The 20450-nt window shown below is 37.9% G+C and carries 22 protein-coding genes and 1 pseudogene; all 23 read left to right on the forward strand.

All coding sequences use genetic code 11. From position 1 onward, the window contains the following. Positions 1-71 precede the first annotated feature (71 nt). The 23 genes and pseudogenes from rpsA (at position 72) to aroH (ending at position 20294) form a co-directional block, all read left to right on the forward strand. A pseudogene (gene rpsA, locus CEF16_RS03260) lies at positions 72-1227 on the forward strand (30S ribosomal protein S1). Between the two features lie 16 nt (positions 1228-1243). Continuing rightward, positions 1244-2308: a type 2 isopentenyl-diphosphate Delta-isomerase gene (gene fni / locus CEF16_RS03265; protein WP_091579610.1), complete on the forward strand. Its 1065-nt coding sequence runs from the start codon at positions 1244-1246 to the stop codon at positions 2306-2308. A gap of 91 nt (positions 2309-2399) precedes the next feature. Further along, positions 2400-3002, forward strand: coding sequence for a YphA family membrane protein (locus CEF16_RS03270; protein ID WP_091579612.1), 603 nt, complete (start codon positions 2400-2402; stop codon positions 3000-3002). A 183-nt stretch (positions 3003-3185) separates the two neighbouring features. After that, entirely contained in the window at positions 3186-4499 is a 1314-nt protein-coding gene (der, locus tag CEF16_RS03275; protein ID WP_091579615.1) for a ribosome biogenesis GTPase Der, read from the forward strand. A gap of 45 nt (positions 4500-4544) precedes the next feature. After that, positions 4545-5192: a glycerol-3-phosphate 1-O-acyltransferase PlsY gene (gene plsY / locus CEF16_RS03280; RefSeq protein WP_091579617.1), complete on the forward strand. Its 648-nt coding sequence runs from the start codon at positions 4545-4547 to the stop codon at positions 5190-5192. Between the two features lie 15 nt (positions 5193-5207). After that, on the forward strand, positions 5208-6290 hold the full coding sequence (locus CEF16_RS03285) for an NAD(P)H-dependent glycerol-3-phosphate dehydrogenase (protein WP_091579620.1): 1083 nt from the start codon (positions 5208-5210) through the stop codon (positions 6288-6290). 65 nt (positions 6291-6355) lie between these two features. Further along, positions 6356-6622, forward strand: coding sequence for a stage VI sporulation protein F (locus tag CEF16_RS03290; RefSeq protein WP_091579622.1), 267 nt, complete (start codon positions 6356-6358; stop codon positions 6620-6622). Between the two features lie 273 nt (positions 6623-6895). Then, positions 6896-7090, forward strand: coding sequence for a DUF2768 family protein (locus tag CEF16_RS03295; RefSeq protein ID WP_091579625.1), 195 nt, complete (start codon positions 6896-6898; stop codon positions 7088-7090). A gap of 50 nt (positions 7091-7140) precedes the next feature. Beyond that, a complete protein-coding gene (locus CEF16_RS03300) occupies positions 7141-7860 on the forward strand; it encodes a hypothetical protein (protein ID WP_245917745.1) in 720 nt (239 codons plus the stop codon). A gap of 369 nt (positions 7861-8229) precedes the next feature. After that, positions 8230-9711, forward strand: a complete 1482-nt coding sequence (gene spoIVA, locus CEF16_RS03305; protein ID WP_091579627.1) for a stage IV sporulation protein A — start codon at positions 8230-8232, stop codon at positions 9709-9711. A 178-nt stretch (positions 9712-9889) separates the two neighbouring features. Further along, positions 9890-10459 (forward strand): GTP cyclohydrolase I FolE, encoded by a 570-nt coding sequence (gene folE, locus CEF16_RS03310; protein ID WP_091579630.1) that lies wholly within the window; start codon positions 9890-9892, stop codon positions 10457-10459. Between the two features lie 23 nt (positions 10460-10482). Then, on the forward strand, positions 10483-10701 hold the full coding sequence (mtrB, locus tag CEF16_RS03315; protein ID WP_091579632.1) for a trp RNA-binding attenuation protein MtrB: 219 nt from the start codon (positions 10483-10485) through the stop codon (positions 10699-10701). A 395-nt stretch (positions 10702-11096) separates the two neighbouring features. Beyond that, complete coding sequence (locus CEF16_RS03320) at positions 11097-11909, forward strand: heptaprenyl diphosphate synthase component 1 (RefSeq protein ID WP_170031548.1); 813 nt, start codon at positions 11097-11099, stop codon at positions 11907-11909. A 16-nt stretch (positions 11910-11925) separates the two neighbouring features. Further along, positions 11926-12660: a demethylmenaquinone methyltransferase gene (locus tag CEF16_RS03325; RefSeq protein WP_091579638.1), complete on the forward strand. Its 735-nt coding sequence runs from the start codon at positions 11926-11928 to the stop codon at positions 12658-12660. Next, positions 12657-13517: a UbiA-like polyprenyltransferase gene (locus CEF16_RS03330; RefSeq protein WP_091579640.1), complete on the forward strand. Its 861-nt coding sequence runs from the start codon at positions 12657-12659 to the stop codon at positions 13515-13517. Before CEF16_RS03325 ends, CEF16_RS03330 begins: the two co-directional genes overlap by 4 nt. After that, on the forward strand, positions 13514-14122 hold the full coding sequence (locus CEF16_RS03335) for a UbiX family flavin prenyltransferase (RefSeq protein WP_091579643.1): 609 nt from the start codon (positions 13514-13516) through the stop codon (positions 14120-14122). Before CEF16_RS03330 ends, CEF16_RS03335 begins: the two co-directional genes overlap by 4 nt. Next, positions 14119-14982, forward strand: coding sequence for a menaquinone biosynthesis protein (locus CEF16_RS03340; protein WP_091579646.1), 864 nt, complete (start codon positions 14119-14121; stop codon positions 14980-14982). The genes CEF16_RS03335 and CEF16_RS03340 overlap by 4 nt, the downstream gene beginning before the upstream one ends. A gap of 11 nt (positions 14983-14993) precedes the next feature. Then, positions 14994-15965 carry a heptaprenyl diphosphate synthase component II gene (gene hepT / locus CEF16_RS03345; protein ID WP_091579649.1) on the forward strand — a complete coding sequence of 324 codons (972 nt, stop codon included), beginning with the start codon at positions 14994-14996 and terminating at the stop codon, positions 15963-15965. A gap of 127 nt (positions 15966-16092) precedes the next feature. After that, positions 16093-16536: a nucleoside-diphosphate kinase gene (gene ndk, locus CEF16_RS03350; RefSeq protein ID WP_091579651.1), complete on the forward strand. Its 444-nt coding sequence runs from the start codon at positions 16093-16095 to the stop codon at positions 16534-16536. A 133-nt stretch (positions 16537-16669) separates the two neighbouring features. After that, the gene (locus CEF16_RS03355; RefSeq protein WP_091579654.1) at positions 16670-17497 is read left to right on the forward strand and encodes a CheR family methyltransferase; all 828 of its coding nucleotides are present in this window, start codon (positions 16670-16672) and stop codon (positions 17495-17497) included. 157 nt (positions 17498-17654) lie between these two features. Beyond that, a complete protein-coding gene (gene aroC / locus CEF16_RS03360) occupies positions 17655-18827 on the forward strand; it encodes a chorismate synthase (protein WP_091579657.1) in 1173 nt (390 codons plus the stop codon). Beyond that, positions 18827-19927 carry a 3-dehydroquinate synthase gene (gene aroB, locus CEF16_RS03365; protein WP_091579659.1) on the forward strand — a complete coding sequence of 367 codons (1101 nt, stop codon included), beginning with the start codon at positions 18827-18829 and terminating at the stop codon, positions 19925-19927. The genes aroC and aroB overlap by 1 nt, the downstream gene beginning before the upstream one ends. Beyond that, positions 19920-20294: a chorismate mutase gene (gene aroH / locus CEF16_RS03370; protein WP_091579661.1), complete on the forward strand. Its 375-nt coding sequence runs from the start codon at positions 19920-19922 to the stop codon at positions 20292-20294. Before aroB ends, aroH begins: the two co-directional genes overlap by 8 nt. The last annotated feature ends 156 nt before the right edge of the window (positions 20295-20450 follow it).

Below are 20450 nucleotides of genomic sequence, written 5' to 3' on the forward strand. Positions count from 1 at the left end.
TCTTTAGCATAAGGAATTTATTATATTTTAGTTTTATGTTCCCTAAAGGAAAGTGAAGGAGGCAAATGTCAATGGTTGATGAAATGAATAATGAATTGGTCGGTATGCAGGATTTAAGTGTAGGAGATCTTGTTACCGGAAAGATTACTAAAGTTGAAGACAAGCAGGCCTACGCGGACGCTGGATATAAAGTGGACGCAGTGATACCGATCAGCGAACTTTCAAGCCTTCATGTAGAAAAGGTTAATGATGTACTCCAAGAAGGCGACGAGCTTGAGTTAAAAGTCATTAAACTTGAGGACGATGAACTTGTATTGTCACGCCGCGCTGCTTTGGCGGATAAAGCATGGGGGGGAACTCCAAGAGAAATTTGAAGCTGGTGAAATAATAGAAGCTGAGGTGGCAGAAGTGGTAAAAGGCGGACTCGTTGTTGATCTTGGTGTCCGCGGATTTATCCCTGCATCTTTAGTTGAACGTCATTTTGTGGAAGATTTTAGCGAATATAAAGGAAAAACATTACGATTAAAGGTAGCTGAAATCGATCCAGAAGAAAATAAACTTATTCTTTCTCAACGTGCCGTTCTTGACGAAGAAGCAGACAAGCAGAAAAAAGAATTACTTGAAAACCTTCAAGTTGGAGATGTGGTTAAAGGTACAGTACAGCGGTTGACTGATTTTGGTGCATTTGTAGACATAGGAGGCGTAGACGGCCTTGTCCATATATCACAAATGGCACATCACCGTGTAGAATCTCCTGGAGAAATTGTAAAAGAAGGCGATGAAATAGATGTGAAGATTCTCGCTGTTGATTCTGAAAGTGAAAGGGTTTCTCTTTCTATTAAAGAAACGTTGCCGGGACCTTGGACCACAATTGAAGGACAATTCGAACCAGGAGATATTATTGAGGGTCAAGTGAAGCGTCTCGTTTCTTTTGGAGCGTTTGTAGAAGTAGCACCTGGAGTAGAGGGATTAGTTCATATCTCTCAAATCGCTAATCGTCATATTGGCACTCCAGGAGAAGTTCTTGAAGAAGGACAAACAGTGAAGGCAAAAATTCTCGATATCAGCCCATCAGAACAACGTATCTCATTGAGCATTCGTGAACTAGAAAAAGAAGATACTCCTGATAAAAAAGTTCAGGAAGAGTATGAAGCCCCTGAAGAAGACCATTCTGGTTTTTCATTAGGTGATATGATTGGTGATCAATTAAAAAAGTATAAAAAATAAGGAGTTTGGTTTTCAGGTGTCTCGTGCTGAACGAAAGAAGGATCATATTAATTACGCTTTAAGCGCAGAAACAGAAAAAAAGAACAGCTTTGATGATGTCCGTTTCGTTCATAACAGCTTGCCGGGGACTTCTGTTTCTCAAATAGACCAATCCGTATCAATCGGCGAACTTTATTTAAGTTCGCCGATTATTATTAATGCAATGACAGGAGGCGGCGGCAAGGAAACAGAAAGAATGAACGAGTGTCTTGCAGCGGCAGCTAGAGATACTGGAGCTGCTATGGCAGTTGGTTCTCAAATGGCAGCTTTCAAAGATCCAGCAGAAGAAAGAACGTATAATATTGTTAGGAAAGTAAATAAAGATGGTGTGATATTTGCTAACTTAGGAAGCGAATTAACGTTAGAGCAAGCAAAGCAGGCTGTAGACATGATAGATGCAAATGCATTACAAATACATTTAAATGTTATACAAGAATTAGTAATGCCTGAAGGAGACAGAGATTTTAAAGGTGCTCTTGAAACTATTTCTGAAATCGCTGCATCTTTACATGTACCTGTCATTATAAAAGAAGTTGGATTTGGATTGTCCTATGAGACTGTAGCACAATTAAAACAAACGGATGTCCAAGTTGTTGATACGGGAGGAAATGGCGGCACAAATTTTGCAGCGATTGAGAATAAAAGAAGAGATGAGCCATTTGATTTTTTTAATAAGTGGGGTTTGGCTGCGGTCCCATCTATTGTAGAGTCCGTACATGCAGCTTCGCGTTCTATTTCAGTAATAGGATCAGGCGGAGTAAGAAACGGATACGATATTGCAAAAGCCATTGCTTTAGGAGCTGATGCAGCGGGTATAGCGGGGAAAGTTTTAGCAGCTGCAGACCAGGGCGGAAAAGAAGGTGCCAAACGTTTTATTACTAAGTGCCAGGAAGAATTAAAAATGGTAATGACTGCTGTCGGTGCTGAGCGAATAATGGATCTCAAATATGCACCTCTTGTACTTACAGGGGAGTCGAAACACTGGTTAGAAGAAAGAGGATTTCCCCCATCAAACTACAGCAGAAAAAGGCTCGGGAATTGAAAACTGGTTTGTCTGTTTGATAAACCAGTTTTTGGTGTGTTATTGAATAGATAAAGAAATATTGTCCATACTGTAGAAAAAAAGGAAAAAAATGGAGAATATTTTATTACTAATCATTAGTTGGTATTTATGGATCATTCAGACCTTTTTAGTAGGAAAACAAAATAGATATCGTTTTGTTTTGTCCCTGTTCTTGCTAGCAATAATCAGTTTTTACCCTTTGGACTGGTCTTTCATGCAGGTGACAATCAAGCCTGTATTTATTTTGTTTTTTGCAGGAGGTTTTCTTTGTTTATGTGATCAAACCTCCTTAAATAAATGGAAAATATTTTTTATGTCTATTAGTTTTGCATATTTGTTTGCAGCTTTACGGTTAACCGAATGGTATGAACCAGTCATTTTCTTATTTGGTCATTTATTGACGTATATTATTTGTTTTACCTTTATATTTTTTCTCTTTTTTCATTCATTTAAGGAACGCTTAGCTTGTGCGATAATAGCTTCTTGCAGCGGAGAAATAATTTACCAATTGCATATACTTCCGTTTACTTCGGTACTTAATGTAGGTGAAGTGTTCTTTTTAAATTACCTTATTACCCTAATTGCAGCATTATACAGTTTAGAATTATTTCACAAATTAATAACTATGATTAATAATGTAGCATCTCCACCTCGTTCTAACTTGCCTGGGTAGAGAAAAATCTGCTAAAATAAACAAGTTGAGGTACTAATACTTTAAGAAAAAGAACTCGGCGTGAAGCCGAGTTCTTTCTAAATAAAGTAAAAAGCGGTTCATAGGAGTGACTTACGTATGCAAGTCACTGGATTTATTGATTAAATTAGCTAAGTGGTTAAGGGAGAAAGGAAAGAAAAAATTATGCCAAAACCAGTAGCAGCCATCGTTGGAAGACCTAATGTTGGAAAGTCTACTATTTTTAACAGGATTGTAGGAGAGAGACAGGCAATTGTAGAAGATATACCCGGCGTTACTCGAGATCGTATTTACAGTAAAGCTGAGTGGTTAAACCGTGAGTTTCACGTAATCGATACCGGCGGAATAGAGATAGGAAATGAACCTCTTTTAGAGCAAATGAGAGAGCAAGCTCAAATTGCCATTGATGAAGCCGATGTAATTATTTTTTTAGTAAATGGAAGGGATGGAGTGACTGGGGCAGATGAAGAAGTGGCTTCCATTTTGCATCGTTCCAAAAAACCTGTCGTTTTAGGGGTTAATAAGATTGACAACTTTGAAATGAAGGATAAAGTATATGAGTTTTATGCGCTTGGTACTGGTGAAGTTTTTGGGATTTCCGGGGCTCACGGCCTTGGCCTAGGTGATTTGCTCGATGAAGTCGTTCGCCATTTTCCAGCTGACCAAGAGGAAGAATATGAAGAAGATACAATTAGAATGGCAGTTATCGGCCGGCCTAATGTAGGGAAGTCTTCTCTTGTTAATGCCGTTCTCGGGGAAGAAAGAGTAATTGTAAGTGATATTCCTGGAACTACCCGGGATGCAGTGGACACGGTTTTTGAAAAAGATGATCAGGAATATGTGCTAATAGATACAGCTGGAATGCGAAAACGAGGTAAAGTATATGAAGCGACTGAAAAGTATAGTGTTCTTCGTGCTCTAAGAGCGATGGAGCGTTCTGATGTTGTATTAATGGTAATAAACGGGGAAGAAGGTATAAGAGAACAAGATAAGAAAATTGCAGGATATGCCCATGAAGCAGGAAGGGCTATGTTAATCGTAGTTAATAAATGGGATGTCATAGAGAAAGATGATAAAACCATGTCACGGTATACAGAAAAAATACGTGATGAATTTCAATTTTTATCTTACGCTCCAGCCCTTTATTTGTCGGCCAAAACAAAACATAGATTGCAGCATTTACTGCCTGCTGTAAAACAAGCTGCAGATAACCATAATCTTCGCGTCCCTACAAATGTGTTAAATGACGTCATTATGGATGCAGTAATAATAAATCCTACTCCTACTGAGAACAATCGCAGACTGAGAATAAATTACGCAACTCAAGTGGCAGTGGCTCCGCCTACCTTTGTGTTGTTTGTAAATGACCCTGAACTCTTGCATTTTTCATATAAACGATATATAGAAAATAAACTGCGCGAAGCATTTCATTTTGAGGGAACACCACTTAAAATTATTGCGCGAAAAAAGAACGAGTAAGCTTTTAGTAAAAATTATATCAATTAATCGGGGGAAACGGGAGAAATGGAATTATTAGTGTCTATAATCGCTGCTTATTTATTAGGGTCGATTAGTTTTAGCTATGTGATTGCTCAAAAAATGATGAAAATTGACATTCGACAGCACGGCAGCGGGAATGCAGGAGCTACCAATATTTTAAGAGTGTTAGGCAAAGGACCAGCTATTTTAGTGTTGAGTCTTGATATATTCAAGGGGATCGCGGCAGTGTGGTTTGCAAAATGGCTGGAAATGTCGGGTATATTTCCGGTATTTACTTCTCTCGGGGAAATGGATGGCCTTGCTCCCGCTTTAGCAGGTTTAGCTGCAATTCTTGGGCACAATTGGCCGGTATATTATGGGTTTAAAGGTGGAAAAGGTGTAGCAACAGCAGTTGGAGTAGTAGGCAGTCTTGTATTTTTCCCGGCGGTTTATGTCGGCATTGTTTCTATTTTAGCCATCGTGGTTACGAGATACGTTTCGTTAGGTTCATTGATTTTTGCCGCTGCGACTCCTATATTAATCTGGTTTACAAAAGAGCATTATGGACATCCCGATCCATACTTTTACTTAACTGCACTATTAGGACTAATGTCGGTTTGGAAACATAGAACAAATGTTGAGAGGTTAATAAAAGGTACCGAAAACAAAATCGGGGAAAAGAAATTATCATAAACGAGGGGGAAAAGAATGAACTCAAACGTTGCGGTAATAGGGGCAGGTAGCTGGGGAACAGCCTTAGCTACAGTGTTAGCAGATAACGAGCACAATGTGAAAATATGGACAAGAAGACAAAAACAAGCAGACGAAATAAACAATTCTCATACAAATACAAAATATTTGCCCGGCTTTGCCCTTCCACATGCTATTCAGGCATCAAATGATTTAGCATGGTGTACAGAAGATGCGAAATACGTCCTCCTCGTTGTCCCTACGAAAGCTATTAGGGATACAGTGACTCAATTAAAACCATACGTAAAAGATTATAATATTCTTATTCATGCCTCCAAAGGCATTGAACCTGGAACCTCAAAGCGGATTTCAGAAATGATGGAAGAAGAGCTGGATGAAAAAAAAGGAGAAGCAACTGTAGTGTTGTCTGGCCCGAGTCATGCTGAAGAAGTGTGTGAAAGACAGCCAACTACCGTTACAGTATCATCTCACGCAGCTCAAGCGGCTGAACAGGTGCAAGAATTGTTTATGAATAATAATTTTCGGGTGTATACAAACCAAGATTTGATTGGAGTAGAAATAGGCGGTGCGCTTAAAAATATCATTGCGCTCGGTATTGGATTGACAGAGGGCCTTGGGTACGGCGATAATGCAAAGGCTGCTCTTATGACTAGAGGGCTGGCCGAGATTGCACGTTTAGGCATTAAACTTGGTGCAAATCCGCTCACTTTTACTGGGCTCTCTGGATTGGGTGATCTGATTGTTACCTGTACCAGCCAGCATAGCCGTAATTGGCGGACTGGATATAAACTGGGGATGGGGAAAAACCTTGAAAATGTGCTGGATGAAATGGGTATGGTTGTAGAAGGAGTAAGGACGACAAAGGCAGTAAAAGAACTTTCAAACAGACTGAAAGTAGAAATGCCAATTACAGAGGCATTGTTTGAAGTTTTGTTTAATGAAAAAAAACCCGAAGCTGCAGCACATCAATTAATGGGAAGAGTAAGGAAACATGAAGTAGAGAATGTTTCACTTTTGTTAGGGCCTGATTTTCAAGAAAAATGGCAGGAGAAGTCATGGAGTCCAAATGATAATGAGTAACAATTGGCACGCCTCCTTTAATCATGCATAGGATAATTTGAATAGTGATTAAGGGAGGCTGTTACATGCGACACCGTCAAAACGATTCATTTTTTGACCAGATTGAGAAAAAAACGAATGTAAAACAAGAAGATTTATTTAAACTGGTACAATCCTTGAATGGAGCTGACTTTCAAGATGAGCAAACCGTACGCCGCGTCATTTCTGATGTTGGTAAACTTGCTGGGAAAACTGTATCCAAAAAACAAGAAGATGAATTAGTCAAAGCCATTGTTAACAACAATATCCCGTTTGATTTGGCTTCTTTAAGCAAGTGGTTCCAGTCAAAATAATTTTAGATTTCTTTATGCTTCAAAGGCATATGCTCATTCCAATGGATACCTTTATGAATACAGTAAAAAGAATAGAATAAAGGCTGTAGAAAAAAAGGAAAGAATATAGCAAAAGCCAGCTGGATCAGCCCCGGTTCAGCTGGTTTTTGATGGAAAAAAAGAAACGAATGGGATATATTATTTTTCTACAAAACATTGAAAACAATTCGGACATGCAGTCACAGCTTGTTCCATGTGTTATAATATGGACTGAATTAAAGGAGGTTGCGGTTGATGACAGCTTTACAAAACATGTGGTTTTCCTTTTTTGGTATATTTTTAATGTTTGTGTCGGCCGGGCTTACCGTGTTATCACAAAAGCTGCCTGGAATTTGGCGGGTATTATTACTTATATTGTCATTTTTATGTCTTATGATAGCTGGTCTAATTGTTTTTGCCGTCGTAGTAAGAGGGCCGCTGGCTGAATAAAAAAACTCTACGTTAACATATAACGACCTTTCTGCTTAGGAGGTGAAGCAGTGAAAATTAAATTGATTGCATCATGTTTGGGTTTGATTCTTCTATTTTTCTTATCGGGTTGTATGTTCCCGCAGGAAAAAAGGGCGGAAAATCAAGTACCTTATGAAAATCAGCTTGCTTCCGTTCAGCAAGCGGTTGATCAATATAAACAAGATAACAGTGTGCTTCCTATAAAAACAAAGGATGAAGATACACCGATATATCAGAAATATGTAATAGATTTTAAGCAGTTACTGCCGCGTTATATGCAAGAGCCGCCAGGAAATTCTTTTGAAAATGGTGGATTTTATCAATATGTGATTATTAATCCGGAAGAGGAAGCAGAAGTTAAAGTAATTGACTTACGTATTATGAGAGAGATACAAGAACTACAGCGAGAAGTAAATAACTATATTAAAGAAAATGAATATGCTCCTATTGAAGAACCCATTGGCCCTGGGGTTTATTCCATAGATATGGAGAAGCTGGATTACCATCGGGATGCGAAAGTGGAAAGTCCATACAATGAGACATATTTACCTCTAATCATTAATAAACATGGAAATGTTTTAATCGATTATGCAATGGATTTAAATATAGCTTTACGAGAAAATGACCATAATTTCAAAAAAGGTGATGACATAAGAGAAATATTAACGGACCATTCGCCGATAGTACCTGTATTCTCTGTTCCGTATACGATTGATGACAATGGAGAGCCGTCATTTAAAAAAGAATAACAATATAAAACATAAAACGAAGAAAGACACTTTCCGTTGTAAAACATCAGGAGAGTGTCTTTTTTACTTACAAAATGTAAATACAATTCGATTAACTGTATAAGCAAAACCTATATTATTTAACGTACAGGACGGAGTAACGATGTTATGGACGGCATTTCGAGTGAGATATAGCTAATCTGTTATATGCTAGCTGTTATTCTTTGAAAGCTTTACCGTCTCATTTCTCTTTTAAGTTTAAGCATATAAGTTTGAATCATAGCATAAGTAGAAATGAGAAAGTCATATCCGTCGGACATTATCATAAATATATAATGTCATACATGCAAGACCGGTATCGGAATTTCACATTGAACAGGAGGGGATCTAGTGGAAAAGGTTGATATCTTCAAAGATATCGCGGAGCGGACCGGTGGAGACATCTATCTAGGAGTAGTCGGAGCAGTCCGTACCGGTAAATCCACTTTTATTAAAAAGTTCATGGAGCTTGTCGTTCTTCCTAATATGGAAAGTGAAGCAGATAAAGCACGAACAAAAGATGAACTGCCGCAAAGTGCTGCCGGGAAGACGATCATGACAACAGAACCGAAATTTGTTCCTAACAATGCTGTCTCATTAGAAGTGGATGAAGGGCTTGAAGTAAATGTTAGACTCGTAGATTGTGTTGGATATGCCGTAGAAGGTGCTAAAGGATATGAGGATGAAAATGGACCACGAATGATAAACACACCGTGGTATGAAGAACCCATCCCTTTTCAAGAAGCAGCAGAAATAGGAACACGTAAAGTTATTCAAGAACACTCAACTTTAGGAGTTGTTGTTACTTCAGACGGTACGATTGGTGAAATCCCACGCATGGATTATATGGAAGCAGAAGAACGGGTAGTAGATGAATTAAAAGAGGTTGGAAAACCTTTTATAATGATCGTCAATACAGTCAGGCCGCATCATCCAGAAACAGAATCACTGCGTCAAGAATTATCAGAAACGCATGACATTCCAGTACTGGCATTAAGTATTGAAAGCATGACAGAACATGATATTCATAACGTATTAAGGGAAGTTCTTTTTGAGTTTCCAGTGCATGAAGTAAATGTTAATTTACCAAGCTGGGTAATGGTATTAAGAGATAACCATTGGCTTAGACAAGAATATGAGCAGTCCGTAAGAAATACAGTAAAAGATATTAAAAGGCTGCGAGATGTGGATAGAGTTGTACATCAATTTGCAAATGAATTTGAGTTTATAGAAGAGGCAGGTCTGGCTGGAATTGAAATGGGACAGGGAATTGCTGAAATCGATCTTTTTGCTCCAGATCACTTGTATGATGAAGTATTAAAAGAAGTTGTAGGAGTAGAGATTCGAGGAAAGGATCATTTGCTTCAGCTTATGCAAGATTTTGCTTATGCAAAAAGTGAATATGACCAAGTGAGTGAAGCGTTAAAAATGGTAAAACAGACCGGGTATGGCATTGCTGCTCCCGCATTAACTGATATGAGTCTGGATGAACCAGAAATTATACGTCAAGGTTCTCGTTTTGGAGTAAGACTGAAAGCAGTAGCACCCTCGATTCATATGATAAAAGTGGATGTAGAATCGGAATTTGCTCCTATTATCGGCACAGAGAAACAAAGTGAAGAATTAGTTCGCTATCTCATGCAGGATTTTGAAGAAAATCCACTATCTATCTGGAATTCTGATATATTTGGAAGATCATTAAATTCAATTGTGCGTGAAGGTATCCAAGCCAAACTTTCTCTGATGCCTGAAAATGCAAGATATAAATTAAAAGAAACCTTAGAAAGAATAATAAATGAAGGATCAGGCGGATTAATCGCTATTATTCTTTAATGATTAAAAAAATGTTAGAAAGAAGGAGCAGTGTATAAAGCTGCTTCTTTTCTATGTGTAATTAGTTAACATAATAAAATTATTAAAAACTTATATCATTGCTCATCTTTTGCTTTATACCTACCCTTATGCTAAAATTTTTCAAAGGTTAAACTTAATTCGATAGGGGGAAAATAGATTGCCTACTGTTGATCATGATAAAATAAAACAAGCTGTTCGGTTAATACTAGAGGCTGTTGGTGAGGACCCAAATAGAGAAGGTTTAATGGATACACCTAAACGGGTTGCAAAAATGTATGAAGAAGTTTTTCAAGGGATTCATCAGGACCCGTCTGAACATTTACAAACGGTATTTGGAGAAGACCACGAAGAACTTGTGTTAGTTCGTGATATTCCGTTTTACTCCATGTGTGAACATCATCTTGTCCCATTTTATGGGAAGGCTCATGTAGGATACATACCTAAAGGAGGAAAAGTAACCGGCTTAAGTAAACTAGCTCGTACTGTAGAAACGGTTGCTAAAAAACCTCAGCTTCAAGAAAGAATTACTTCGACAATTGCTAATACCATAGTGGAAACCTTAGAGCCTCATGGTGTTATTGTTGTAGTGGAGGCAGAACACATGTGTATGACCATGCGTGGTGTTAAAAAGCCTGGTGCTGAAACGGTTACATCTGCGGTTAGAGGTACGTTTGAAAAAGATGATGCCTCAAGAGCGGAAGTATTAGCATTAATAAATAGATCTTAACTTTTTTAAAGCAGGTGATGATAGTGAATAGTAAAGACGATTTTTTTGTCATTAAAGCCGAAGAAGACGGTGTTAACGTGATTGGTTTAACAAGAGGCACGGATACAAGGTTTCATCATTCAGAAAAACTTGATAAAGGCGAGGTTATGATTGCACAGTTTACCGAACATACATCAGCTGTAAAAGTAAGAGGTAAAGCCGTCATACAAACCAGCCATGGAGAATTGAGAACGGAAGAATAAAGTGTAGATATAGGGCTGATAACTTTTAGATATGTCAATATAGCGTGAAATTTACAATAAAGTTTCGCCCTGTATTAATTTGTCAGAAATGCTAACTAATGACTTTGCAGCAAGCCAAATTTTCTAACACTGTTAGGATTGTATAAAAGTAAGTTCAACGTATAGGTACTATTGCCACCACTTGTCGCAGAAAGCGGTGGCTTTAAGAATTGATGGACAACAGGTACTAATAGAGGTTTCGACGAATTTCGCTTCTATGCTATAATAGCACCGTTAACTTTTTTATAGTTAGCAAAGTACGAAAACGTAAGCGGTATAAATGTTTGAAGATATGCCAAGATTTCTAATGAATTACATATTATCACCAAGCTAAAATTATGGGAGGGACGTCTAACATGATTCAATCACAACAGCAGGCTGAGGAAGTTAAAGACATTGAAAATCAGTTTTTAAAGATGACTACCCACCCATACTTGAAAAAACATATTGATAGTGCAGAAATAGAGTATGATATTATATTCTTTTTGTTAGAAATAATGAAAGAGACTAGTCTTACCACAGAAGAAAAACGAGAACAGATACTATCTGCTCTGCTTGTTCAAGCAGCTTTTCTTACGCACGAAAAGGTTCACAATACAAAGTTAGAAGATAGTATGGAAAAAAAACCGAGACAGCTAACTGTTTTAGCAGGCGACTTTTTCAGCAGCCTTTATTATTTCATGCTCGTCAAAAATGTACATGATGATATACTTCCCGTTTTTAGCAGCTCAATTCAGAAAATTAATGTTGAAAAAATGAGTCTGCATTTTTCTGAACATCAATCTGAAGATGAATTGATGAAACGTTTAGAGACTGTTGAGGGAGGATTTATTTCTGATATAGCCCTTTTTTATAAAAAAAACGAACTTGCTTTCCTTGCCGAAAATTTCTTTTTATTAAAACGATTATTTAAAGAAAGAGAAAAGTCAAACTCAAAATATTTATCGGCATTTGCTTCAGCTATTCATTCTTTTAGAGAAGGATATAGAGCAGATGAGATTACAAATTGGCCGCCAGCACGTACAAGCAGTTTTTTAAATGAAAAAATATCTGAACTGCAGGTTAAATTGCAAAATCAGCTGGATACTTATCCTGCTATTCATAAGGTCCCGCTCTATAACCGACTTAAAAATTGGATAAATATGGAATGTGAAGCAAAGATAAAGTAATGGGAGAAGGGATAAGATGCAAAAATCCAAAGAAGAAAGGGTACATGAAGTCTTTGAATCGATTCACGATAAATATGATCAAATGAATTCTATTATTAGCTTTCAGCTTCATAAGTCTTGGCGTAAAGATACAATGAACAGAATGAACGTTTTTCAAGGAGCTAAAGCTCTGGATGTTTGCTGCGGGACTGCTGATTGGGCTATTAACCTTGCTGAAGCTGTGGGAGAAAACGGACATGTTATTGGATTGGATTTTAGCCAGAATATGCTTGAAGTCGGCAATCAAAAGCTTAGAAATAAACATCTTACAAATGTAGAATTGATAGAAGGAAATGCTATGAGCCTCCCATTTGAAGATAATACATTTGATTATGTAACCATTGGATTTGGTTTGCGTAATGTTCCTGACTACCAAACGGTATTAGAAGAGATGCATCGTGTATTAAAGCCTGGCGGACTGGCAGTATGCCTTGAAACCTCCCAACCAGAACATAAAAAAGTTAAAGGAGTCTATTCTTTTTATTTTAAGCGGGTTATGCCGCTTTTGGGGAAATACTTTGCTGGCAGTTATGAAGAATATTCCTGGCTGCAAGAGTCGACTATGTCTTTTCCGAATAAAAGTTTGCTTGCTGTTCTTTTTTCTGAATCTGGCTTTCATCAAGTAAACGTTATACCATATTCGATGGGTACAGCTGCTGCACACTTTGCAAGAAAAGGAAAAGCAGCTCAAAGTGAGGAAAATCTAAGATGAAAAAACTTAAAATAATACTTGAGATGATCAAATTTGAACATACCGTTTTTGCCCTTCCTTTTGCATTTTTAGGTGCAGTTTTAGGTAATTTAATGGTAGAAGGAAGCTGGCCGACAATATCAGAATGGATTTGGATCACTCTTGCTATGGTTGGCGCAAGAAGTGCGGCCATGACCTTAAATCGAGTGATTGATTCCAATATTGATAAAAAGAACCCTCGAACGGCTGACAGAGCAATACCTGCTGGATTGATTACGACCAGCCAGAGTATTTTATTTATCACTGCTTCCTTTCTTTTATTGTTTATTTCTGCTTATCAGCTCAATATGTTATCAGTTTATTTACTTCCTATAGCCGTGTTTTTTCTTACTTTTTACTCTTATACCAAAAGGTTCACATGGCTTTGTCATATCTTTCTTGGTGTAACAATAGCAATTGCACCTCTTGGCGGCTGGGTAGGTGCTACAGGCACTCTTCACAGTGAGGCTTTTTTATTGTTTTTAGCCGTTGCTTTTTGGATTGCGGGTTTTGATATTATTTATGCTACCCAGGATGCTGATTACGATCAGCAGGCAGGCCTTTACTCTATACCTTCAAGATTTGGTGTTAAAAAAGCATTATACTTAGCACGTTGTTTTCACGTTATTAGTTTTATATCTTTGTTAACACTTCACTTTTTATCGCCTCTTTCTGTTGTATATCTAGCAGGTGTGTTGCTAGCTGGTATCATTATGGCTTATGAGCATTCAATCGTAAAACCTGATGACCTTTCCAAAGTAAAGGTTGCTTTTTTTCCAATGAATGGGATTGTTAGCATGGTTATGCTGTTATTTACGATTGGGGATATTCTTCTATGAATGAAAATAAAAAAGTGTTTACGGTAGCAATTACTGGGGCAAGCGGGGCAGTATACGGCGTACGTCTTGCACAAATGCTGCTTCAGAATCACCATTTTGTACATTTTTTGGTAAGTGAAGCCGGATGGCAAGTTTTTAGAGAAGAACTGCTTCTAGATACATCTGATCGAGAAGCTTGTCTAGAAGAGTTATTTTCTAAGTCTTATCAAGAAAACTTAAAAATTCATGACTTGCGTGATTTTAAAGCGCCAGTTGCCAGTGGATCGTATCGAACAGACGGTATGGCAGTTATTCCTTGCTCTATGGGAACCCTTTCTAAAATTGCAAACGGCAACTCCGGTAATCTATTAGAAAGGGCAGCAGATGTGATTTTAAAGGAAAAGCAAAAATTAATCCTCGTTCCAAGAGAGACTCCGCTTAATGGTATTCACCTTGAAAACATGCTTAAAGCTGAAAAAAATGGAGCCCACATCATTCCGGCAATGCCCGGATTTTACCATTTGCCGGAAACAAAAGATGATCTTATTAATTTTGTAGTAGGAAAGGTTTTGGACGCGTTAAATGTCCATCATTCCCTTTTTACAAGGTGGGGGAGCGGAAAATGAGTTTAACCATTGGAGAAATTTCATACACTAATATTTTACCTATGTTTTTCTATATAAATCGTGAGTATTTAAAGTCAAAAGGATGTACTTTTATCCCAAAAGTTCCCTCTGGTTTAAATGAAGGAATGAAAAAAGGTACGATTGATGTTGGAGGTATTTCTTCTTTCGCATTTGGAGAAGCATCCGGTCAATACCAACTGATGCCAGGCTTATCGGTATCTTCTTATGGAAAAGTCGGTTCTATTTTTCTATTTTCACATAAACCTTTGCAAAAACTGGAAGGCGCAAGTATTGCCTTAACTTCTTCAAGTGCAACTTCTGTTCATTTATTGAAAATCATTATGGCTGAATTCTATAATCATTCAACTATTCATTACACTATAATGGCACCGGATCCGGCAGAAATGAAGAAAAATTACGATGCTTTTTTATTGATCGGAGATGACGCTATTCAAACTTCCTGGAAAAATAAATCAGATTTATACTGTTATGACCTCGGAGAACTGTGGTTAAACCATACAGGTTATCCGATGACATACGCTGTTTTTGCAGTAAGAAAAGAGGCTGTACAAGAGAAAGAAAGCGTACTGAAGCTGTTGTATAAAGAATTTTTATACAGTAAAAAACGTGTTCTTTATACACACTTAAAAGAAATGACCACTTCTATTAAAAAAGAACATGGAGGCACTCAGGATTTTTGGATAAATTATTTTCGGAGTCTTCATTACGATTTTCAAGAAAAGGAAAAAGAAAGTCTTTTGTATTATTACAACCTAATGTATAAACATGGGTACTTTAGTGAACCAGTAAATAAAATTGATATGTGGCTTGCGGGAAACGAGGTGCAATACTTATTTTGAAGGTGAATATAATGAAGTTGGCGGACTTATATTTGTTTCTAAAATCGGACATAAATAAAATTGAAAAAGAGCTGGAAAGGTCCGTGGAAGCTCAGCATCCTGTCTTAAGGGATGCTTCTCTTCATTTGCTTCAAGCAGGCGGAAAGCGGATCCGTCCTGTGTTTGTATTGCTGAGTGCGAAGTTTGGCAGCTACGATATTGAAAGGTTAAAACATATCGCAGTAGCTTTAGAGCTTATTCATATGGCCTCTCTCGTGCACGATGATGTAATAGACGATGCAGAGCTAAGAAGAGGAAAAAAAACGATCAAAGCTCAATGGGATAATCGTGTTGCTATGTACACTGGTGATTACATATTTGCCAAAGCAATTGAAAAAGCTGCTTACTTTAAAAATGAAGACATTCACCGCATTATTTCACGTGCTATGCATGAAATGTGCCTGGGAGAAATTGAGCAAATCAGGGACCAATATAATTGGGATCAGACATTAAAAACGTATTTAAGGAGAATTAAGCGAAAAACGGCATTGTTAATTGCAGTTAGTTGCCAACTAGGAGCAGTGAGTGCAGGGGCGTCTTCAAAAGATCAATCACGGCTGTATCATTATGGTTATAATGTTGGAATGTCTTACCAAATCATAGATGATATTCTAGATTTTACTGGGACCGAAAAGGAGCTTGGCAAACCTGCTGGCAGTGATCTCTTGCAAGGAAATATTACACTGCCTGCGCTATATGCTATGTGCAAGCGTTCGAATATCCGCTCAGAAATTTCCGGGTTATGCCAGAATAAAAACCATTCTAAATTCGATATTACCCCCGTGTTAGAAATGGTAAAAAACTCTGGCGGTATTGAGTATTCAAAAGAATTAAGCAAAAACTATTTAGAAAAAGCGTTCGTTGCACTAGAAGGACTTTCTGATATTTCTGCTAAAAAATCACTAAGTGATATAGCAACTTACATAGGCGGGAGAAAGCGTTAATTGCCTTTTCTGTAAACCTTCTCCTTTCCAGGAAAGGTTTAATAATGGTTTTCGTTGCTAGCGCTTTCATAGTTTGTTATAATCAATAAGGTTTAACTGTATTACATACAAGGAAAGAGGGATAGTAATGGAAAAAACATTTATTATGGTAAAACCAGATGGGGTGCAACGTAATTTAGTAGGAGAGATTGTTCATCGTTTTGAAAGAAAAGGATTTACGCTTGCAGCTGGAAAACTAATGTCTATACCAAAAGAACTTGCTGAAGAACACTATGGCGAACATAAAGATAAACCATTTTTTGGTGAATTAGTGTCTTTTATAACCTCTGGTCCTGTATTTGCTATGGTATGGGAAGGAGAGGGTGTTATTGGCACAGCACGTAAAATGATGGGTGCGACAAATCCTGCTGAGGCTGAACCAGGAACGATTCGAGGAGATTTTGGCGTACAAGTAAGTATGAATGTAATACATGGATCGGATTCACCAGAAAGTGCTAATAGAGAAATCGCATTGTTTTTTAACGAAAGTGACTTGATTCAATATAAAAAATCAGTTTCAGAGTGGGTTTAATGAGAGTTTTCATGACGTCTTTTGCTTATGAGCGAAAGACGTTTTTCTTTCGAATTTAAAATTTTTCAATAAATGTCAGTAATGTGTGGACATGGTATAATGAGACTAGTTTCAAGAGAGAGGACAATCATTCATGCAAACCCAGTCAAAAAAACATCCTCATAAAGATTATATTAATAATGATTACACTAGTTTCGTTCATAAGGTAAAAAAGAAAACGGGCATCGATCTATCGATGTATAAAGAAGCACAGATGAAACGCCGGCTTCGTTCTTTCTTTGAAAAAAAAGAATTTTCCAGCTTTGAGGATTTTTTTTATAATGGGATTAATAAGGATGAAGACGTCCTTGCCGAGTTCTTAGAAAGGATGACGATCAATGTCTCAGAATTTTTGAGAAACCCTAAACGGTGGGAGATTTTAACGGACGTTATTCTGCCCCGTCTTCTAAAAGACAGATCAAAACTTAAAGTTTGGTCAGCAGCCTGTTCTACCGGAGAAGAGCCTTACACCTTGTCCATTATTCTTGATCAATATTCGGGCAGAAAAAGCAGTTCTATACTGGCAACAGATATTGATGAAGCTATTCTTTTGCGTGCAAAAACAGGATTTTACACAGAGAAAGCGCTAAAAGAATTATCAAAAGATATGTTATTACATTATTTTATTAAGGAAACTTCAGGTTACCGAGTGAAAGATACTTTGAGAAATGGGATTAGGTTTAAAAAACATAACCTCTTAGCGGATATGTTTGAGACTGGATTTGATCTTATTGTTTGTCGTAATGTACTAATATATTTTACAGAAGAAGCAAAACATAATATATATAAAGAGTTTAATAAAGCGCTTAATGTAGGCGGCGTGTTGTTTGTGGGCAGTACCGAACAAATATTCAACCCGGCCCGTTATGGTTTTGAAGCGGAAGATACGTTTTTTTATAAAAAAATAAATAAAGTGGAATGATACAGGTCTACATATCTATAAAATGATCAGTGTTCTTTTTCGTATTTTCTAAAAAATTCTTTGGCTGCGCACACATAAAAAAACAAATATGTTATCATTTAATGCATAAAAGCACTAAAGAGAGAATCGGCAAGTATGTAAAGAGGAGTGGAAGATAATGAGATACTTAACAGCAGGGGAATCACACGGTCCGCAGCAGACTACAATTATAGAGGGGCTTCCAGCTAACATGGAGCTGCTTGAAGAGGATATTAACACAGAGCTTGCCCGCAGGCAGGGAGGATACGGACGAGGGCGCCGTATGCAAATCGAAAAAGACAAGGTACAGATTCTAAGCGGGGTACGCCATGGGAAAACGACGGGTGCTCCGGTAACTCTTGTAGTAGAAAATGATGATTTTAAACATTGGCAGAAAATTATGGGAGCAGAGCCTTTATCTCCTGAGGAAGAAAAAGAAGTTAAACGTAAAATAACCCGTCCGCGTCCTGGCCACGCTGACTTAAATGGAGCTATAAAATACAATCATAGAGATATGCGGAACGTACTAGAACGTTCATCTGCCCGAGAAACAACTGCACGTGTTTGTGCAGGTGCTGTCGCTAAGAAAGTGTTGAAAACGTTCGGGATAGAAGTCGGAGGACAAGTCCTCGAAATAGGCGGTATTAAAGCAGAGAATCCGGCTTATGAAAATGTGGACGATTTAAAAGAAAGAACCGAAGCATCCCCTGTCCGCTGTCTCGATAAAGAAGCGGAAACCCAAATGATGCAGGCCATTGACGATGCTAAAAAAGATGGTGATTCTATAGGGGGCGTGGTGCAGACTGTAATCAGCGGTGTGCCGTCCGGTCTTGGGAGCCATGTTCATTATGACCGAAAGTTAGATGCAAAAATAGCAGGAGCGGTCATGAGTATAAACGCATTTAAAGGAGTAGAAGTCGGTATTGGCTTTGAAGCAGCCAGCCGTCCTGGAAGCAAAGTACACGATGAAATTATTTGGGATGATAAAAACGGCTATCAGCGTAAAACCAACAATTTAGGCGGATTTGAAGGTGGAATGACGACAGGAATGCCAATTATTATCCAAGGTGTTATGAAGCCAATCCCTACGCTCTATAAACCATTAGAAAGTGTAGATATTGATTCTAAAGAGCCATTTAAAGCAAGTATTGAACGTTCAGATAGCTGCGCTGTACCAGCAGCATCTGTGGTGATGGAAAACGTTGTAGCATTTGAAGTTGCAAGTGCTTTGCTTGAAACGTTTGGTTCTGACCGTGTGGATGCGATAGAGAGGAATATAAATGAACATATTCAGTGGTCGAGGGATTTTTAATGAAACAATTGACTATTAATACCTCTAATCAATCTTACCCTGTATATATTGGTAACAATATTCTAGAAGAGGCGCCGGACTTGCTGGGTTCATTCTTAGATGATAAGAGTAAGGCACTGATTATTTCGGATACTAATGTCAGCGAATTATATGGGGATAAACTAAAAAGAATTCTTGAACCAATTCTCCCGGTGAGCATTATTACCGTGCCAAATGGAGAACATTCTAAATCAATGGCTAGTTATGAAAAACTGCTGACTGCCTGTATAGAACAAGGACTTGATCGTCAATCGGTCATTTTTGCGCTCGGCGGAGGTGTGATTGGCGATTTAGCCGGCTTTTCCGCAGCAACTTATATGAGGGGGATTCCTTTTGTCCAAGTTCCTACTACACTATTAGCTCATGACAGCAGTGTAGGAGGGAAAACGGGAATCAATCATCCTTTAGGAAAAAATTTAATAGGGGCGTTTCATCAGCCGTCAGCTGTCCTTTACGATACGGGTACACTGACTACACTGCCTGATGAAGAATGGCGGTCGGGTTTTGCTGAAATGATAAAACATGCTTATATTCAAGATCCAGATTTTTTACATTGGTTAAAAGAAAATGTAAAAACAATCGCTGATATTAAAACGGATAAAATCCGCCAATTTTTAAAGCGTTCTATTGCCGTTAAAGCAGAAATAGTAAAAGAAGATGAAAGAGAGGCAGGCATTCGCGCATTTTTGAACTTTGGGCATACACTAGGCCACGCACTGGAAAAAACTTCTGGTTATGACGGGCAGATTACTCACGGTGAAGCTGTGGCAGCTGGGATGGTATTTGCTATGCGGCTGAGTAATGAGTTAGGGATTTCCGCTTGGAATGTGTCTGAAGAGATAAATTGGTTGAAATCGTTAAATTACCCGGTAGAAGCACCATCTCAATACTCTGCTCAAAAATTAATAAATGCTATGAAAAAAGACAAAAAAGCGAGTGCAGGAAATATTAAGTTTGTGCTGCTAAAAGAACCTGGCCGGCCCTTATTATACACTATAGATGAAAAGCTTCTAATTGAATTGCTTACGAATGATCAAAGGGGGATGACTAGGAATGATTAGAGGGGTTCGCGGAGCGATTACAATTGACAATAATACAGAAGAAGATATAGTACACAGTACAAAAGTACTGCTTGAAGAAATGATTAATGAAAATGAATTGAAGCCGGAATTTGTATCACATATATGGTTTACAACGACTTCTGATATAGATGCTGCATTCCCGGCAAAAGCAACGCGCTTATTTGATGGATGGCAATGGGTGCCCGTTATGTGTGCTCAAGAGATAAATGTTTCTAATAGTATACCGTTATGTATTAGAATCATGCTGACGGCAGAATTGGATACAGCACAAGAAGATGTACAGCATATTTATTTGCGTGAAGCAAAACAACTTCGTCCTGATCTGGAGTTGACAAAAAAGAAGTAAAGTGTGTAATATAGAATTAGTTTAGTTGAGATGAGAAACCATAAAGAAATAACAAAATATATAATATTATAGTCGAGCAGAGTGCAGTTAGAAGAGAAGAGCAGAGTTCAGTAGAGCGGAGTATATATGCAGAACCGCCTGAAACTGGATGTTTCA

The sequence above is a fragment of the Alteribacillus bidgolensis genome, assembly GCF_002886255.1.
Lineage (GTDB): Bacteria > Bacillota > Bacilli > Bacillales > Marinococcaceae > Alteribacillus > Alteribacillus bidgolensis.

What these genes read in the sequence shown, in the direction of transcription:
- CEF16_RS03270 (WP_091579612.1), top strand. Translation starts at nt 2,400, where the DNA reads ATGGAGAATATTTTATTACTAATCATTAGTTGGTATTTATGGATCATT.
- der (WP_091579615.1), top strand. Translation starts at nt 3,186, where the DNA reads ATGCCAAAACCAGTAGCAGCCATCGTTGGAAGACCTAATGTTGGAAAG.
- plsY (WP_091579617.1), top strand. Translation starts at nt 4,545, where the DNA reads ATGGAATTATTAGTGTCTATAATCGCTGCTTATTTATTAGGGTCGATT.
- CEF16_RS03285 (WP_091579620.1), top strand. Translation starts at nt 5,208, where the DNA reads ATGAACTCAAACGTTGCGGTAATAGGGGCAGGTAGCTGGGGAACAGCC.
- CEF16_RS03290 (WP_091579622.1), top strand. Translation starts at nt 6,356, where the DNA reads ATGCGACACCGTCAAAACGATTCATTTTTTGACCAGATTGAGAAAAAA.
- CEF16_RS03295 (WP_091579625.1), top strand. Translation starts at nt 6,896, where the DNA reads ATGACAGCTTTACAAAACATGTGGTTTTCCTTTTTTGGTATATTTTTA.
- CEF16_RS03320 (WP_170031548.1), top strand. Translation starts at nt 11,097, where the DNA reads ATGATTCAATCACAACAGCAGGCTGAGGAAGTTAAAGACATTGAAAAT.
- CEF16_RS03325 (WP_091579638.1), top strand. Translation starts at nt 11,926, where the DNA reads ATGCAAAAATCCAAAGAAGAAAGGGTACATGAAGTCTTTGAATCGATT.
- CEF16_RS03330 (WP_091579640.1), top strand. Translation starts at nt 12,657, where the DNA reads ATGAAAAAACTTAAAATAATACTTGAGATGATCAAATTTGAACATACC.
- CEF16_RS03335 (WP_091579643.1), top strand. Translation starts at nt 13,514, where the DNA reads ATGAATGAAAATAAAAAAGTGTTTACGGTAGCAATTACTGGGGCAAGC.
- CEF16_RS03340 (WP_091579646.1), top strand. Translation starts at nt 14,119, where the DNA reads ATGAGTTTAACCATTGGAGAAATTTCATACACTAATATTTTACCTATG.
- hepT (WP_091579649.1), top strand. Translation starts at nt 14,994, where the DNA reads ATGAAGTTGGCGGACTTATATTTGTTTCTAAAATCGGACATAAATAAA.
- ndk (WP_091579651.1), top strand. Translation starts at nt 16,093, where the DNA reads ATGGAAAAAACATTTATTATGGTAAAACCAGATGGGGTGCAACGTAAT.
- CEF16_RS03355 (WP_091579654.1), top strand. Translation starts at nt 16,670, where the DNA reads ATGCAAACCCAGTCAAAAAAACATCCTCATAAAGATTATATTAATAAT.
- aroC (WP_091579657.1), top strand. Translation starts at nt 17,655, where the DNA reads ATGAGATACTTAACAGCAGGGGAATCACACGGTCCGCAGCAGACTACA.
- aroB (WP_091579659.1), top strand. Translation starts at nt 18,827, where the DNA reads ATGAAACAATTGACTATTAATACCTCTAATCAATCTTACCCTGTATAT.
- aroH (WP_091579661.1), top strand. Translation starts at nt 19,920, where the DNA reads ATGATTAGAGGGGTTCGCGGAGCGATTACAATTGACAATAATACAGAA.